At 46.8% G+C, this 15,204-nt stretch carries 16 protein-coding genes; 2 read left to right on the plus strand and 14 right to left on the minus strand.

Annotation, left to right across the window (positions count from 1 at the left end; translation table 11 throughout):
• Window positions 1-29: 29 nt before the first annotated feature.
• The 5 genes from rdgB to RA156_RS02195 form a co-directional block, all read right to left on the minus strand.
• Window positions 30-614 carry an RdgB/HAM1 family non-canonical purine NTP pyrophosphatase gene (rdgB, locus tag RA156_RS02175; protein ID WP_306642419.1) on the minus strand — a complete coding sequence of 195 codons (585 nt, stop codon included), beginning with the start codon at window positions 612-614 and terminating at the stop codon, window positions 30-32.
• Window positions 611-1,609 carry an AMP-binding protein gene (locus RA156_RS02180; protein ID WP_306642421.1) on the minus strand — a complete coding sequence of 333 codons (999 nt, stop codon included), beginning with the start codon at window positions 1,607-1,609 and terminating at the stop codon, window positions 611-613. The genes rdgB and RA156_RS02180 overlap by 4 nt, the downstream gene beginning before the upstream one ends.
• The gene (locus RA156_RS02185) at window positions 1,609-2,562 is read right to left on the minus strand and encodes an o-succinylbenzoate synthase (RefSeq protein WP_306642423.1); all 954 of its coding nucleotides are present in this window, start codon (window positions 2,560-2,562) and stop codon (window positions 1,609-1,611) included. Before RA156_RS02185 ends, RA156_RS02180 begins: the two co-directional genes overlap by 1 nt.
• A gap of 74 nt (window positions 2,563-2,636) precedes the next feature.
• Entirely contained in the window at window positions 2,637-3,674 is a 1,038-nt protein-coding gene (locus RA156_RS02190) for a DUF418 domain-containing protein (protein ID WP_306642425.1), read from the minus strand.
• A gap of 135 nt (window positions 3,675-3,809) precedes the next feature.
• A complete protein-coding gene (locus tag RA156_RS02195) occupies window positions 3,810-4,706 on the minus strand; it encodes a 1,4-dihydroxy-2-naphthoate polyprenyltransferase (protein WP_306642426.1) in 897 nt (298 codons plus the stop codon).
• A gap of 53 nt (window positions 4,707-4,759) precedes the next feature.
• Between RA156_RS02195 and RA156_RS02200 the strand changes: the two genes are divergently transcribed.
• Window positions 4,760-5,146 carry a DUF7793 family protein gene (locus RA156_RS02200; protein ID WP_306642428.1) on the plus strand — a complete coding sequence of 129 codons (387 nt, stop codon included), beginning with the start codon at window positions 4,760-4,762 and terminating at the stop codon, window positions 5,144-5,146.
• Here the strand turns inward: RA156_RS02200 and menB are convergent, their stop codons facing one another.
• Genes menB through RA156_RS02220 form a run of 4 tightly spaced genes read right to left on the minus strand, consistent with a single transcriptional unit; the run spans window position 5,147 to window position 9,032 of the window.
• Complete coding sequence (gene menB, locus RA156_RS02205) at window positions 5,147-5,968, minus strand: 1,4-dihydroxy-2-naphthoyl-CoA synthase (RefSeq protein WP_306642430.1); 822 nt, start codon at window positions 5,966-5,968, stop codon at window positions 5,147-5,149. It lies immediately after the preceding gene.
• Window positions 5,968-7,656, minus strand: coding sequence for a 2-succinyl-5-enolpyruvyl-6-hydroxy-3-cyclohexene-1-carboxylic-acid synthase (gene menD, locus RA156_RS02210; RefSeq protein WP_306642432.1), 1,689 nt, complete (start codon window positions 7,654-7,656; stop codon window positions 5,968-5,970). Before menD ends, menB begins: the two co-directional genes overlap by 1 nt.
• Before the next feature lie 12 nt (window positions 7,657-7,668).
• Entirely contained in the window at window positions 7,669-8,646 is a 978-nt protein-coding gene (locus tag RA156_RS02215) for a chorismate-binding protein (RefSeq protein ID WP_306642434.1), read from the minus strand.
• 5 nt (window positions 8,647-8,651) lie between these two features.
• Window positions 8,652-9,032: a PaaI family thioesterase gene (locus tag RA156_RS02220; RefSeq protein ID WP_306642435.1), complete on the minus strand. Its 381-nt coding sequence runs from the start codon at window positions 9,030-9,032 to the stop codon at window positions 8,652-8,654.
• Between the two features lie 77 nt (window positions 9,033-9,109).
• Between RA156_RS02220 and RA156_RS02225 the strand changes: the two genes are divergently transcribed.
• Complete coding sequence (locus RA156_RS02225; protein ID WP_306642437.1) at window positions 9,110-9,820, plus strand: response regulator transcription factor; 711 nt, start codon at window positions 9,110-9,112, stop codon at window positions 9,818-9,820.
• Between the two features lie 155 nt (window positions 9,821-9,975).
• Here RA156_RS02225 and rsmG read toward each other — a convergent pair whose 3' ends face one another.
• From rsmG to RA156_RS02250, 5 genes are all read right to left on the minus strand, one after another.
• Complete coding sequence (rsmG, locus tag RA156_RS02230; RefSeq protein WP_306642439.1) at window positions 9,976-10,605, minus strand: 16S rRNA (guanine(527)-N(7))-methyltransferase RsmG; 630 nt, start codon at window positions 10,603-10,605, stop codon at window positions 9,976-9,978.
• A gap of 2 nt (window positions 10,606-10,607) precedes the next feature.
• Entirely contained in the window at window positions 10,608-11,216 is a 609-nt protein-coding gene (locus RA156_RS02235; RefSeq protein WP_306642441.1) for an RNA polymerase sigma factor, read from the minus strand.
• On the minus strand, window positions 11,207-12,352 hold the full coding sequence (locus tag RA156_RS02240) for a glycosyltransferase (protein ID WP_306642443.1): 1,146 nt from the start codon (window positions 12,350-12,352) through the stop codon (window positions 11,207-11,209). Before RA156_RS02240 ends, RA156_RS02235 begins: the two co-directional genes overlap by 10 nt.
• 92 nt (window positions 12,353-12,444) lie before the next feature.
• Window positions 12,445-14,703: a T9SS type A sorting domain-containing protein gene (locus RA156_RS02245; protein WP_306642444.1), complete on the minus strand. Its 2,259-nt coding sequence runs from the start codon at window positions 14,701-14,703 to the stop codon at window positions 12,445-12,447.
• Between the two features lies 1 nt (window position 14,704).
• The gene (locus RA156_RS02250; protein ID WP_306642446.1) at window positions 14,705-15,163 is read right to left on the minus strand and encodes a hypothetical protein; all 459 of its coding nucleotides are present in this window, start codon (window positions 15,161-15,163) and stop codon (window positions 14,705-14,707) included.
• Window positions 15,164-15,204: the final 41 nt, after the last annotated feature.

Consider the following 15,204-nt stretch of genomic DNA (forward strand, 5'->3'; position numbering starts at 1 on the left):
TCGAAGTCTATGAATGAATAGTTAAGTGCTTATTGCCCGCGTTCACGCAGGAATGTGATCAGCTTTTGAACGGCTAATCCGCGATGAGAAATCAGGTTCTTCTCGGCCTGTTCCATCTCAGCAAAGGTGCGTGTCTCCCCCTCAGGAGTGAATACCGGGTCATACCCAAATCCCTCTGAACCACTTTTCGCTTCCGCGATAGCGCCTCTACAAATACCTTCAAAGAGATACTCCTCGCCATCAATAATCAAACAAATGGCCGTGCGAAACTGGGCTGATCGATCTTCTTTGCCCTGCAACTCAGTCAAGAGCTTCGCCATGTTGTCTTCTGCTCTCTTGGCCGGACCAGCATAACGCGCGGTAATGACTCCTGGTGCTCCGTCTAAGGCATCGACTTCAAGGCCGGTGTCGTCAGCGAAAACATTGACGTCATATTTCTCTGCGATGAAACGCGCCTTGATCTTCGCATTCCCTTCGAGGGTGGGTGCGTCTTCTGGAATATCTTCTGTGATCCCGAAATCTTTCAATGTTCTGATGTGGTAGGCATCGCCTAACATCTGCGCTACTTCGAGACGCTTATTTTCATTGTTCGTGGCAAAAACGATCTCTTTCATTTTCGAATGACCTTTCCGGTGATGGTTTCTTCAAATTGTGGACTGAACTCCACGTTTTTTGGGACTTCAAATCTATCAAGTACTGCTTTCATTTGCCCAAGGAGATCGTCAACATTTCTTGATGAGGCCTCGATCACCAAAGTAACAGCGCTACCTAGAGTCGCATCGGGCCTGCCGATAACATAGAAACGTTCAGTGATCAGCGCGCGCAGTTTCTCTTCAATCACTTCTGGCTGCAATTTGATGCCACCTGTATTAATGATGTTGTCGGCACGACCGAGCCAGATGAAACGATGTTCATCATGAAGTTTGATCACATCTGTGGTTTCAATGGTACCAACGTGTGGTGTGTCTATTATGAGCGTGTTGTTCTCGCTAGCGCGGAATCGGACACCTGGCAAAGCGCGAAAAGAAGTACTGAATTCTGGGGATAGTTGTCTGGCCGCAATGTGGGTAATGGTCTCCGTCATACCATACGTTTCAAAGGCTCGGACAGGAGTTTTTTGAAGAGCTTCGATCAGTTGGTCAGAGGCTGGGGCTCCTCCAATGATGAGTGTTTTCATGTTGTGAAAAGCGGGTTCTTCAAGTGAACACTCCACTTGCATAGGGGTCATGGCCACGAAGTCAAACGACGTATTTATTCCAGCTAGCGGATTTGAGCTGGGCGCTGTTACGTGCACATTCCATCCAGAATCAAGCGCCCGGTAGAGCATCATTCGTCCAGCAATCTTTGATATAGGTAAGCACAACAACACCTCAGCTCCTTCCTCAATTTGAAAGAATGAACGTGTCATTCGAATGCTTTCCTTCACTGCTTCGAGTGAATGCGTGATGACTTTTGGTTGTCCGGTAGATCCGGAAGTGCTGATCTCCAGTTTTTTCTGATCGCGCCAATCTTGGAGCGCGGCATTGATCTCATTTACAAAGTTGTCGTCACCAGACAAGTCTTCAGTGAGCGGGTTGATACGTTGGTTATGGAAGATCAATTTGACCATCAGAAATCAAATTTCCATGATGCGTCGCCATAATGCAAGGCGGCGTTCTTGACTTCCAGTGGTGAATCAATGTTGTTGTGGAAGAGACGTCCCGTCCCTAATCCTTGCGGCAATGGATTTCCAGAGACGGCACACCATTGTGCAATGGCATTGAGGCCAACGTTCGATTCCAGTGCAGAAGTTGCCCACCACTTGATCCCACGCGATTCCGCGCTAGCGACAAAAGAATCAGCCACACCCAAACCGCCAATAAGACTTGGCTTGAGGATCAGGTACTGCGGCTTGATCATGTCAAGCAGCGCATCGATATCATCACAGTTGATGAGCTCTTCATCCAGTCCGATGGGAATTGGGGTAGCAGCGCACAAATCAGCCATAGCCTCATGCTGCCCCGCTTTGATCGGTTGTTCGATAGAGTGAATTTCGAACGGGGCGAGGTCATTCAGTTTAGATAGCGCATTTTCTGGCGTATAAGCTCCATTAGCATCCACACGTAATTCGAAATCAGAAGCGGGATAGCGTTCTCTGAATTTTCTCAAGAAATCAAGTTCCAATTCATGATCTCTTGCGCCAATCTTCATCTTGAGAATGGAAAAGCCTTCGGCTACCAGACGCTCAATCTGAGCGAATAACCCCTCGTGATCGTCCATCCAGATCAATCCGTTCATCGGAATGTCTTGTTGACCGTTGGTGAAATCAGAAGGGTAGAGTTTGTAAGGATCTTCGGCCTTATAGCTTCTCACGCAACACTCCATTCCGAAGCGTAAAGCTGGAAGGTGTTTCAGTGAAGTCGAATCGAACTCCGCTAAAGAAAATCTCTTATTGTAAGACTGGAGGGTTTGCTCAATCTCCTCTTCACTATCGATGCTAAGCGTAGGAATAGTAGAGCATTCACCTAAGCCTATGCGTCCCTCGTCATCTTCAAGGATGAGAAACCATGAAGGCTTTTGCATCAAGGTATTCCGTGAAGTCTTTGCGGGAATTTTAAAATCCAGATCCTGGCGGATCCATCGGAAAGTGGGTTGACTCATTTGCGTCCTGAAAGTGCGTTCAATAGTAATTCAACAGGACCGGCGTCAAAACGTTTAAGCCAAAGTGCTGCGAACAAAATTGAACCGACCGAGATCAAGATACCGAGGATAATCACGGTCTGGGCACCAAAAGTCTCAAGACCTGAAAGGAGTAGCCCGGCGCAAATACCTCCAATAGCCTGGAATACCAGCACTGAGTACTTCATTCGACCGAATCGACGAAGGGTGATGAACAGAGGATTTTCAAGGAATCGATCAGACACCTGCAGGGCAATGTTGAAGATCATAACGCACAACCCAGTACCTCCAATGAGGAAGGAAGGAATGAGTAGGTGTAATGCAGTAATCTTCGTGAATGGGTTGTAATCAGAGATGGCTCCCGTTGAGAGCATGCGTTCGAATACGAACTCGAAAGCAAAGGCAACCAACACAAGCACAAATCCGAGGACGATTTTAAAGTTTCTTCTGCTCGCTCGGAGGAAGTCGGTACGACTGTAAATGGTACCCACGATCATAAAGAAAAGCCAAGGCATGACGCCGTAGTATCCGTCGCGCACGTAATGCTTGATGGTACCAACTGGAAGTTCCTGCCATGGAACCAAGTTCGTTGGGTATTCCGTAAAGAGGTTGAATACTGCGGCGGCAATGGCAATCATTGCCGCTAGGAAATACAAGAAGGTGGTGTGTAAGGGTAGCAGGACTGCCAAGAGTATCGAACCAATTCCTAATAAAACGAAGAGGTTCGTGGGCCAAATGAGGCTCATGATCAACCCGAGGGCAATGAAGAAGAAGCCGCGAAGGGCAACGTACTTCTGCACTTGTTTGATTCCTTGGTAGGTAGCGCCAGCAATTCCGGTAGCGAAGCCAATGAGAAAAAGGAACATGGCAACGGCCCCATCATAGAAGAGGTGAAATTGATCTCTCAAAAAGAAGTCGCGGTTTTGACCGATCTCCAAGTGATAACCATAGTACATGATTAACGGGAGAACGAACGCGAATGAAAGATCGATACCTGTGATTCGAGCTTGTCGCATGATTTCCTGTGGCCATGGCAAAGGTAATCCATTCCCGCAATGGGAAGGCTTCCTGAGCTCATCAATAATGTCTAGCTAGTCCTAACGCAATACTTCGTTCACATAGATAAGAAGAATCCCTTGTTATCCAAAACGTTACAGCATTGCGGCAACGAAAAGTAATAAAGAGATTCCAAACGTTGAAAGCGCGATCTTCTTTAATTCGGGATCGAGCTGCTGTGGGTCTTGTGTGCTAAAGACTTTCTTTAGGTGCACCAGGTGCAGCGGCAAGGCCGCCATACTGATCCACATCCATGGGGTGTGGCTGAAGAAAATCAGGTAGCTCAATAGACTGAGCCATCCTCCTGTAAACAACAGGGTATGGTAGATTTTCGCACGTTCAAAGCCCATCATCACCACCAAGGTGCGTTTACCTGAGGCCTCATCATTCACATGATCGCGCAGGTTATTCAAGTTCAACACAGCGGTAGATAGACAGCCAATGGTCGTTGCAGGTAGGAATACATCCCAAGAAATATCTCCAGCATGCAGGAAGTAGGTGCCTGCAACACCAATCAATCCAAAGAACAACAAGACGAATAAGTCTCCCATCCCACGGTAACCGTAGGGGTTTTTGCCTGCGGTGTATTTGATCGCCGCCGCGATGGCTCCAAGTCCGAGAACGATGAAAAGGAGTGGCAGTGCCATTCCTGAACGTCCATTGAATGCAACATAGACTAGAAGAAGTCCAGAAACCAAGGCCAACACCGCATTGAGGATGATGGCGTTGCGCATTTCTTTCTTGGTGATCAATCCTGCTTGCACGGCACGTCTCGGACCAACACGCCCTTCGTTATCGGCACCATTCTGACTATCTCCATAGTCGTTGGCAAGGTTGGATAGGATCTGCAATAAGATGGTGGTTAACACCGCGAGCCCTAGGATAGGGAAGAAGCCTTTATCTCTATCTGCCACGAGTGCGCTACCCACCAAAACTGATGATAATGAGAGCGGTAGCGTACGTAAGCGCATGGCTTCTATCCAGTGTTTCATTTGCTCAAGATATTGAGGTATCCCTCAAAATTCCGTAAATTATGTGTCGCACCATGCCCGAAGGAAAACCTACACTAGACTTAGGAACCGCCATTGTGTGGTTCGATCGACCAGACTTAGTTTGTGTCACAGTGCGTAATGATCAACGCATGACTGTGGCAGAAGCAAACCAAGTGATCGAGTGGACGACTTCTATCTCCAAAGGTAATAAGTACAAGATGCTTTACATCCCAGAACCCGGGGCAAATATCAGTCCTGAACTCAGGGATACCCTCGCTGATCCATCACGGGCCGACCGTGTCATCGCAGATGCGATGGTGGTGGCGAACTTTCCTCACCGCCTTCTGGCAGACTTTTACCTCCGATTCAACAAGCCAGCGGTGCCGACGAAATTGTTCTCGAATGAAGAAGCTGCCAGAAGGTGGCTGGAAACGGTTTGATCAAGGGAATTTCGGGAACTTCTGGAAGTCTGGATCACGCTTCTCTAGGAAGGCATTCTTCCCTTCGTGTGCCTCTTCCATCAAGTAGTACATCAAGGTTGCGTCACCTGCAAACTCCATCAATCCACGTTGTCCGTCAAGCTCAGCGTTCAAACCGCGCTTGATCATACGGATCGCCAATGGGCTGCGCTTCATGATGGTCTTACACCAACGTACTACTTCGTCTTCTAGCTCTGCCAATGGAACTACCTTATTCACCATACCCATCTTTTCAGCTTCTACAGCAGAGTATTGCTCACATAGGAACCAGATCTCACGAGCCTTTTTCTGTCCTACGTGGCGTGCCAAGTAAGAAGAACCAAAGCCAGCATCGAAGCTACCTACTTTTGGTCCTGTCTGACCGAAGATCGCATTGTCAGAGGCAATGGTAAGGTCACATACTACGTGTAGAACGTGTCCACCACCAATGGCATATCCGTTGACCGCAGCAATCACAGGCTTAGGTAGGGAACGGATCAACTTATGAAGGTCAAGTACATTCAAACGAGGAACTCCGTCTCCGCCAACGTATCCACCAACACCTTTTACGTTTTGATCTCCTCCAGAACAGAATGCTTTGTCACCCTCTCCTGTAAGAACAACTACGCCAATGTCTCCGCGCTCGCGCACGATTTCCATCGCGTCGATCATTTCCATGTTCGTCTCTGGTCGGAATGCGTTGTAAACACGAGGACGATTAATCGTGATTTTGGCAATGCCTTCGAAGAATTCGAATCGAATGTCTTCGTATTCCTTAATGGTTGTCCAATTTCTTGTTGCCATTATATCTTGATTCGTTTTTTACTTGTTCTAAATGCTTGTTTCAGCACTTCGTCGCTTGCGACATCTCTAGTAAAAACTTCCAGGATGGCGCATTGTTCTGAGGCATAGAGGCTTTCTATACCTTGCTTCAGCTCCGTGCGATCTGAGGCTGAAATGTATTCGATTCCAAAATGCTTCGCGAGGTGCGATGCATCCTGCGCATGGCGTGTTTCGAAGACCTCTTCCAACGCCGCTGTGCTCGATGGTCCGTCAATGATGCGGAAGATATTTCCACCTCCATTATTGATGAGAACGATCTTCAGGTTCGAAATGTCTTGTTGATGCCACAATCCATTCACATCGTAGAGGAATGAAATGTCTCCACTAATGAGCGTTACCACTTTATCGGTGGCTACGGCCATTCCTGCAGCAGTGCTGGTGCACCCGTCAATTCCGCTGGTCCCTCGATTTCCGTAGTAAAGAATATCTGAACGTTGCTCGAATAGTTGGATGTAGCGAACTACGCTGCTATTCCCCATCTGCAGAATGCTGTCTTGAGGTAGCGCCGGAAGCACATCTTTGAATACCTGAAGGTCACTCCAACCGGATTCTTCAGCAATCGATTGCTGAATTGCTTCCAGTTTGACGTGGCGATCATACCACTTTGCATGGTAATCACTCGTCACCGATTCCGCGCTAGCGAGCACACGGAAAAACTCAGAAGGTCCACAGCTCAATACTTCAGAAAGCTGCTTGAAGGTATCCATGATTCTTCCGTCTTCATCAATGTGCCAATGTCCTTTAAGCGGTGTTTGGCGCAAGAATGCTTTAATCTTCTTTGAGATAATCTGACTGCCAAAAGTCACGAGCAAATCTGGGGCGAACCCATCGTGTTCACCGTTTTCAAGCGTCATCAACAGACGGTCAATGCAACTGATGACTTCTCCTTGAGTGCAGTTCGAAGTGGTCTCTGTGAGAACCACCACATTTTCACGGTTGGCAATTGCCGCCACAGCTTTTGTCAAGTCGGGATTCGGGAGATGATGTCCCGTGATGATCATGATCTTTTGAAAGCCAGCCAACTGTTCTTTTAGCTGGATTTTCTGTGACTCAGTCAAGTGTGCCTCAGAAGGCTTGCGTTGAATGACGTTCGGCTGACTATCAGGAAACTCCACGAGTTCATAGAGTGGCTCGCGCAGCGGAATGTTAATGTGTACAGGGCCACGAACTCGACCTAGAGCCGTGAGCATGGCTTCATTAATCATGCGCTGGTTGTGCCATTTGACATCGGCATGATCATCATCTTGTCTCAATTGAATGCTCTTGCGGGCATGCAGATCGAGCAAACCTTGTTGGCGAATCGTTTGTCCGTCACCCTGATCTACCCATTCTTCTGGTCGATCAGTCGACATGAACACCAATGGTAGATCTTGGTAATGCGCCTCTGCCATTGCCGGACCATAATTCGCAGCGGCTGTGCCTGACGTACAGACGATACCTACGGCTTGTTGAAGTTCCTGGGCTAAACCTAAAGCAAAGTAGCCGGCGGCTCTTTCGTCGGGAATAATGTGACAGGAAATCTCTGGATGATGATAGAAAGAAAGCGAAACCGGCGCGTGGCGTGATCCTGGAGAAATCACTACATGTTGAATGCCATGGGCACTCACTATTCCGATGAGGTCTTGAATGACCGGTTTGTCGCTAATCATTCGGCGCAAGTTCTACAATTTTTCAATGGGACTCAAAAGGGCATTTAGCTTATGCCTGGTTTCGTCCCATTCCTCGTTGGGCAGCGAGTCAAAGGTAATGCCGCCCCCTGTATATCCTAGTATTCCATTTGAATAGACTTCGAAGCATCGAAGGTTCACATAGAAGTAACTATCTCCTTGGTCATCATGCCAACCTAAATACCCTGTATACCATTTGCGATCATGGTCTTCGAGGGCGGTAATGGCTTCGTACGCTGTATCTAAAGGTGTTCCACACACGGCAGGGGTGGGGTGCAATAAATCGAGGGTACGTGAAATGTCATCTGTTTTAAAGCGAAGCTCACTGCGAATATGCTCGAGATCACCGAAACGCACTGTTTCCGGACGACTAATACGCAGCTCTTCTGCACCGCCTTCTTTTAGTCGGGCCTTGATGTAATCAGTCACAATCGATTGCTCCAATGACTCTTTTTGTCCCCATGGAATCGTATCGTCTTCGTACTTGCGTGTACCAGCCAATGACATCGTCTTGAATCGATCTCCATCTGCCGAGACGAGAATTTCTGGCGTCGCACCCATCCAACATCCTGCTTCCGGATGATAGAGACAGTATACGAAGGTGTTGGGGTGATTCTTTTTGAGGCTTTGCAGCCAATCAGCGCTCGGCTTCAGGTCTGCCTTAAAAGTTATCGTTGAAAGCACCACCTTATCCAGGTCACTTTCAATGATCTGTTCAATGGCCTTTTTAATCTTTCGTTGGTGACTCAGTTCTTGTGTTTCGCTAGCGCGGAACGCCTGAAGGCTTTGAAATGGGATGTGAAAATCAGCAAGGTCAAATGCGACTTTCTTTCCACTGAATTCAATGTGCTTTTCCGAAGAGTGGAAAGGGGCGAAAACAAAGTTCCCTCCAGTTCCAGTAGGGTCTACTGTGAAGAATGAGTCTTCGTGAGGTGGACTCCAGATTACAAATGGCGCTGTTCCTTCGCTCATATTCTTTAACTCCGCGCAACAATCATGACCGTGAGGCGTGCAGTGGCAATCAACTTGTCGTCTTCATCAACAATATCAATGTTCCAGACGTGCATTCTACCTCCTTGATGAACACAGGTAGCTTTACCTGTCACTACTCCATCTTTTTTACCTCGGAGGTGGTTAGCGTTGATTTCAATCCCAACGGCCGCTTTCTTCTGTTCAGCAACGAGGAAGTGTGATCCTACGCTACCCAGCGTTTCAGCCAACGCTGCGCTTGCTCCACCATGTAACAATCCATAAGGCTGGCGTGTTCTATCGTCAACAGGCATCGTGCCTTCAACATACTTCCCTTCCACCTTGGTGATTTCGATTCCGAGGTTGGTACCGAGGCTATTGGCGCTCATTGCGGCCAGGGTTTCAGGCGTTGGCTTATTTTGATCGTTCAAAGCAGTATTTTCGCCAAAGGTACAACGGAACAATCATGCCAGAAGAAGTTTCATATAGGATATTGATCACAGAAGACGAACAGCCACTTCGCGAAGGATTGAAGCTCAATCTGGAGCTCGAAGGCTACGAAGTCATCGAAGCCAGCACTGGTAAAGAAGCATTGGATGTCTTCCGAAATCAAAAGCTTGATCTCGCAATCATGGATGTCATGATCCCAGACATCGATGGATTTAATGTCTGCAAGACAGTTAGAATCGAAGGAAACAACACGCCTATCCTTTTCTTGACGGCAAAGGGGAGTAGTGCAGATCGAGTAGAAGGACTAAAAATTGGGGGCGACGATTACCTCTCCAAGCCTTTCAATCTGGAAGAGCTCATGCTTCGCGTTCAAAAGCTGATTGTACGTCGAGAGCCAGGAGCGAGTCCTATTAGCGAAATGGAAGAATACACCTTTGGCGCAAACAAGGTGAATTTTAAAACCTACGTGATCACAGATAAGAATGGAGCACAACAGAATTTAACTCAGCGTGAGATTAAGTTGCTGAAGTTATTGATCTCGAAGAAAGACGAAGTGGTGAGTCGAGAAGAGATTTTAGAAACGGTTTGGGGCTATGATGTTTACCCAAGCACGAGAACCATCGATAACTTCATTTCAGCGTTCAGAAAATATTTTGAACCGAATCCGAGGCAACCCATCTATTTTTTCTCCGTCAGAGGAGTAGGATATAAATTCTCGCCTCGATGAGAAAAAAAGTTTTCCGATAGAGGCAACCACGAAAAAGATCATACGTCTTTTTTATAGTTGCGCAGTTTCCAGGACTGCGTTGGTTTCAAAATTTTCCTTGCAGGTTTACAGAAAGGGGTTCAATACGGACCCTTTTTTGCTGCCCTAAAGTCAGCTTATTTCATACGAACGTAGATCACCTTTTTCGTTTCGAAGAACTCGTTCGAGAAGTAGTTAGATAGCTGATATTCATCAACTTCCATCTTTGATTCTTTGATCTCTTCACGAAGATCTCCCCCCTTTAAATAGAGGATTCCATTGGGAAATGGGTTCAGGTGTCGGTCTAAGAATTTGCCTTTGGTCCATGGAAGGAATCCGGCCAATCGGGTCACGGCGCGTGACACGATAAAATCATATTTCCCTTGGTGATTTTCTGCTCTTTGCTGTTCCGCGCTAGCGTTTTTTAGACCTAATTGATCAATAATATCATTCACCACCTTAATTTTTTTTCCAATCGAATCGATCATATGGAAATGAACTTCGGGGTAAAGAATAGCGAGCGGAATGCCAGGAAATCCACCTCCGGTTCCAATGTCAAGTACTTTGGAGCCGTCAGCAAAGGGCATCACCATGGCAATGCCGAGGGAATGTAAAACGTGATTGATGTAGAGTTGATCAATGTCTTTTCGCGAGACACAGTTGATCTTGTTGTTCCAATCTGTAAAGAGCGGACCAAATTGGGCGAATTGCTCCTTTTGTTTGGAAGTGAGGTCGGGAAAGTGCGCTTCAATAAGCGTATGATCCATGATCAGATAGTATCCTTCGTGTTCTTCATGATTTGGTAAAGGAAGTCACGCGCTCGGAAAAGCTGCGCTTTCACAGTACCTAATGGAAGATCGAGTTCTTGAGCGATCTCGTCGTACGAGTATTCTTTGAAGTAACGAAGCTCAATCAGCTGACGATAACGTGGCTTCAAGCGTGTAACGACTTCGCGCATACGCTCGACACGTTCTTTCTTCTGAAGTGCTTCAATTGGATCAGGCTTGTTATCAGAGATCGCGATTTCCATCTCATCACCATCTTCATTTCTAAATCCGCTATCAAGAGAAAGGGCCTTGATGCGCTTCTTACGAATGAAGTCAATGGCATTGTTTGATGCGATCTTGAACAACCAAGTTGAAAAGGCGAACTGAGGCGTGTACTGCTTCAGGCGTTTGAACGCTTTTCCGAAGGCTTCGATCGTCAAATCGTCAGCATCTTCTTTGTTGTTCACCATTTTGAGCAACATGAAATAGATCGACTCACGGTATCGCTCCATGAGTTCCGCATAGGCACGCTCATCTTTGTCGTTCAATGCACGTTGAACGAGTTCATAATCGCGTTTTGCCTTGTCAGATAAGTGTTTACTTACTTCCATGTTCTCGGTTTGGATAGCAGGTTCCAGAGCCATAGTGCCGGGTTTATGATCCATAGGGCTCCTTCAAGTACTGGCATTAAAATGGTCAGGTCTTTCTGCTTTGTCTTCACAAAAGACCCTCTAAAAGTAGCCAAATGCACGATATACCTTAGGGTAAGGAGGGAGCCCACTATTAATAATTCACTGTGTAAAACCGCTAGAAGCACTGCTGTCACCCACATAAGCATGAATGAAAGAGGCCAAAGACCAAGGATGATCTTGATTCCGAACTTGTATTCGGTAGCGGTGGTAAAATGCCTTCTTTTCTGATGGAACCATGATTGCCAAGTGCTTTTAGGTTCCGAGAGAACGAAGGTGTCTGGATCAAGTGTCACATGCGTATTCTTCTTCTTAGCAACTTCACTAATGAATAGATCGTCGTCACCAGAGGCCAAATGCATGTGGTTTTTGAAACCAGAGTTATCAAAGAAGGTCGCCGTTCGATAGGCCATGTTTCTTCCCACCCCCATATAAGGTGCGCCCACGAGCGCATAGGAGAGGTATTGGATAGCGATTTGAACGGTGTCAAAGCGAATTACTTTATTCAAGAACCCGCTATGAGTAGCATAGGGGGAAAAGCCAAGAACTACCTCCACATCTTGATTAGTGAAAGGCAGCGCCATCTTCTGTGCCCACGACTTACTGTCGGGAATACAGTCGGCATCGGTCAAAAGAACGATATCGTTTTTGGCGGCTTTTATACCCATTGTCAACGCAAATTTTTTCCCTCGCATTCGTTGAATGTCTTCATTCAACGCCACTACGTGAAGCTTTGGATAACGAACCTGATATGCATTCAGTGTTGTTAAAGTATCATCCCAACTGCTGTCATCAACGATGATGAGTTCGAAGTCTGGATGATCTTGCTCCATGAGCAGTGGAACGAGGTCACGAAGGTTTTTCTCCTCGTTCTTTGCGCAAATTACAATGGAGATAGGGGGGATGCGTGTAGGTGTGAGCCTATCGCGCCATAGGGATAGTCTGATAAAGATGGTCAGATCATAGAGCAGTTGTATCAGCACCATCGCTAAAAACGTGATGCCTAAGGCTTGTTGAAAGCCACTTTGCTCATTCCACCAGTGTAGGATCTCTTCCATCAGTTGAGTCGAAAATTACTCGATGCAAACCCAAGGGAAAAGAGAAAAGGCGGTCCAAGACCGCCTTTTATGAACATCGTATATGTTGAGGATTAGTGTCTGATCAACAACTGTCCTGACATTTTCGCATTGTCACCTTCTGCACGAACGAAGTACCATCCTGCAGGAAGATCAGCTGTGTTCAGCTGTACTTGATTATCATTCACTACCCCTTGGCTGTGAACGATCTGTCCAACTGCATTCAATACTTCCAAACGATCCGCTCCAAGTGGAAGCTCTATGATCGCGTTCTGGTTGGCAGGGTTCGGGTAGATCTTTAGCTCAGACGCTTCAAGTGAACCAACACTCAGGTCTTGAGTACAGAAGTCTACATTGTCTTCATCGGCGAATTCACCTCCAGTTGCGAAGGTTTGTCCAAGGTGGTTGTATAGTTCGTATGAACCTTCACCCCATCCACAGCAGATTCCGTCACCGAATGCGTCGAAGATGGTGAAAGTGTAACAACCTTCTTGGATACAAAGGCTGATAGTCTCTACAGTTCCATCAGCACCATCAGCATAAGGGCCGCCATTATAAACAACTTGGTTATTGTCGTTTCGCAATTCCCAGGTTGTCTCTGAACCATAGTCGTCAAGTGTTAGTTCAAGAACGTAATCAAGGGTTGGACCCGTATTCGCTGTGAATTCGAATGTTGTTGAATTGTTGTTATTGTTTTCGTCGTTCTCAGCATTCGGACCTTCGAGTACAACCGTGATTTCGTTGTTCCCGTCTTGAAGGTTTGCCGCTGGAAGTGCAACCGTTGTGCTAGCGAATTGCTCTAGTGTTCCAGTCCAAGGAATCGTCTGGATGAGCGTTCCGTTCACGTAGTACTCAATAGTGATTGAGTTTACTGTTGTTGTTCCCATGTTTGAAATGACAACACTTGGGAAAGCGGTGTTTCCACAAACAACAGCATCAACACCAGTGATCGCACCTGCTACAACATCGTATGCCAAGGCCTCGAATCCTTCTGGGTATCCATCAAGAACAGTTGCTCCCGTGTTAAGTGGGTCCAACCAGTCACGTAGACGTGAGCTTGGTGAGTTTCCATCCCAGCTAACGCCGAAACGTCCGTACCAGTCAGCACCTCCGTTGTTCACGCTTCCGTTACACGCAGCGAAACCTCCGTAGAGCTGTCCGATAATGCGGTGGTTCTGATCGAATAGAGGTGATCCAGAAGATCCACCTTCAGTAACTCCATCTTCCCATTCATCGATGTACCATACAGCAGCTCCTGCTTGGTTTGCATGGTATGGGCTGTCTTCGTCGAAGCAAATCTTCTTCACGTCACCTGATGGGTGGTGAATACCTGTAGTGTTCTGGACTGTTTGCTGGTCTGAATTGTCCCATCCTGCGTACTGCACGTTGAAGTCAGCCGGGGGAGTTTCGTTCAATTCAAGAAGAGCCATGTCACTTCCAGCGCTGCTCGCTAGAAGAGATGATCCACTCACGCTTTGGTTGGTTGGTCCGTTAGAACCGTTACAACCTGCTGTTTCGTGGTTGAAGTAGAATACCCAGTTGTTGTTTCCACCTAGACAGTGGTTCGCTGTAAGGAAGTATGGTGTGCCATCCTGAGCAGTGTTGTTCACCAACGCTCCACTACAAACAGCAAATCCGCCACTTACGATGAGGGCTACTGAGCGGCTTTCTGTTTGCCACATGTCTCCTTCTGGACAATTTACGTTGATGTTACATGCACCAGAGTTTCCGAAAGGTCCACGGTTTGTTTCTGCACCGTAGCCTACCATTGAGCGGTAACCATGTACAATGGTTCCTACTTCAAGAATACTTTTACCTGCAACGTCAGCTGGTTCGTAAAGCTCGATCACAGCGAAATCGCCATCAATCAAACCTACACCGAAGCCACCGTGCGGTTGGTTGCTTTCATTTGTATATGATCCTTTGAACGCAGAACGGTCTTCATTCCAGATGAAGAGTTTTGCTCCGTCGGCCAATTTGAAACGGTTGAAGATAAAGCTGATGCTTGTTGCTTCAGGACAATCAATAGCCAGCTGCCATAGTGAAGCTCCGTTTTCAAGTTCCGTTGTGCTACCTACATCGTTGCGATCAAGTGATACTTCCCATTCTTCACCGAAGCGGTATGGTGCTTCTTTGTATTGGTCAGTCACTTCATCTTGGCTGCGCAGGAGTTCCAGGTCTAGCGCTTCCGTGCTGTAAGTATCGATCGCTACGCGATCATAAGATTTTTCGTGCCAGTTGAATGGCGTTCCACCGTGTTCGATCTGAGCCGTTGCTCCAAAGGTCAAACAGGTCATTAAAAATGTCAGGACAAAGGTTGGTTTCTTGAACATATCAATATGTGTATACGATCTTTGAGTCATAATTACGCAGGCGCAGGATAATGGTTCCTTCTTTCCCTGCTTTGATCTTTGAAAGGTCAAAAGCCAGAGTATCAGTCAGTAACCCCCTACAAGTATCTCCATTACTATTGTGACTTAGCGTCAAATTCATCTGTGGTGGCATGCTTTTCATCATGGCACCATTGGTAAACATGGTGAACTCATGATCTTCACATCCTCCAGAATAACTTACAACCAGCTGAAGGATATCCCCACTGGTACTCGCTTCTTTCACTGAGTACCCAGCACCCGTAGTAAAGTCTACGCCTTGCTTAATAACAAGGGGCCGTACATCAAGTTTATTCACTTCTTGAGTTGTTGCAGATTCTGTTTCAGCCACCGCAGTGGCTTCTTTCTTTGTTCCGCAGTTCAATAGAACTACAGAGAGTGTCAATAGTAGAATCGACTTCATAGATTCAAATTTAATACAGACCATTGGTATACAAGCCGATA

It is taken from the genome of Sanyastnella coralliicola, from assembly GCF_030845195.1.
GTDB classification, from domain to species: Bacteria; Bacteroidota; Bacteroidia; order Flavobacteriales_D; family Sanyastnellaceae; genus Sanyastnella; species Sanyastnella coralliicola.

Coding starts and splice junctions, on each gene's coding strand:
- RA156_RS02185 (WP_306642423.1), bottom strand. CDS start 2,562: ATGCAAAAGCCTTCATGGTTTCTCATCCTTGAAGATGACGAGGGACGC.
- RA156_RS02200 (WP_306642428.1), top strand. CDS start 4,760: ATGCCCGAAGGAAAACCTACACTAGACTTAGGAACCGCCATTGTGTGG.
- RA156_RS02190 (WP_306642425.1), bottom strand. CDS start 3,674: ATGCGACAAGCTCGAATCACAGGTATCGATCTTTCATTCGCGTTCGTT.
- RA156_RS02215 (WP_306642434.1), bottom strand. CDS start 8,646: ATGAGCGAAGGAACAGCGCCATTTGTAATCTGGAGTCCACCTCACGAA.
- RA156_RS02180 (WP_306642421.1), bottom strand. CDS start 1,609: ATGGTCAAATTGATCTTCCATAACCAACGTATCAACCCGCTCACTGAA.
- RA156_RS02225 (WP_306642437.1), top strand. CDS start 9,110: ATGCCAGAAGAAGTTTCATATAGGATATTGATCACAGAAGACGAACAG.
- RA156_RS02245 (WP_306642444.1), bottom strand. CDS start 14,703: ATGTTCAAGAAACCAACCTTTGTCCTGACATTTTTAATGACCTGTTTG.
- RA156_RS02220 (WP_306642435.1), bottom strand. CDS start 9,032: ATGAGCGCCAATAGCCTCGGTACCAACCTCGGAATCGAAATCACCAAG.
- rdgB (WP_306642419.1), bottom strand. CDS start 614: ATGAAAGAGATCGTTTTTGCCACGAACAATGAAAATAAGCGTCTCGAA.
- RA156_RS02195 (WP_306642426.1), bottom strand. CDS start 4,706: ATGAAACACTGGATAGAAGCCATGCGCTTACGTACGCTACCGCTCTCA.
- menD (WP_306642432.1), bottom strand. CDS start 7,656: ATGATTAGCGACAAACCGGTCATTCAAGACCTCATCGGAATAGTGAGT.
- RA156_RS02250 (WP_306642446.1), bottom strand. CDS start 15,163: ATGAAGTCGATTCTACTATTGACACTCTCTGTAGTTCTATTGAACTGC.
- rsmG (WP_306642439.1), bottom strand. CDS start 10,605: ATGGATCATACGCTTATTGAAGCGCACTTTCCCGACCTCACTTCCAAA.
- RA156_RS02235 (WP_306642441.1), bottom strand. CDS start 11,216: ATGGAAGTAAGTAAACACTTATCTGACAAGGCAAAACGCGATTATGAA.
- menB (WP_306642430.1), bottom strand. CDS start 5,968: ATGGCAACAAGAAATTGGACAACCATTAAGGAATACGAAGACATTCGA.
- RA156_RS02240 (WP_306642443.1), bottom strand. CDS start 12,352: ATGGAAGAGATCCTACACTGGTGGAATGAGCAAAGTGGCTTTCAACAA.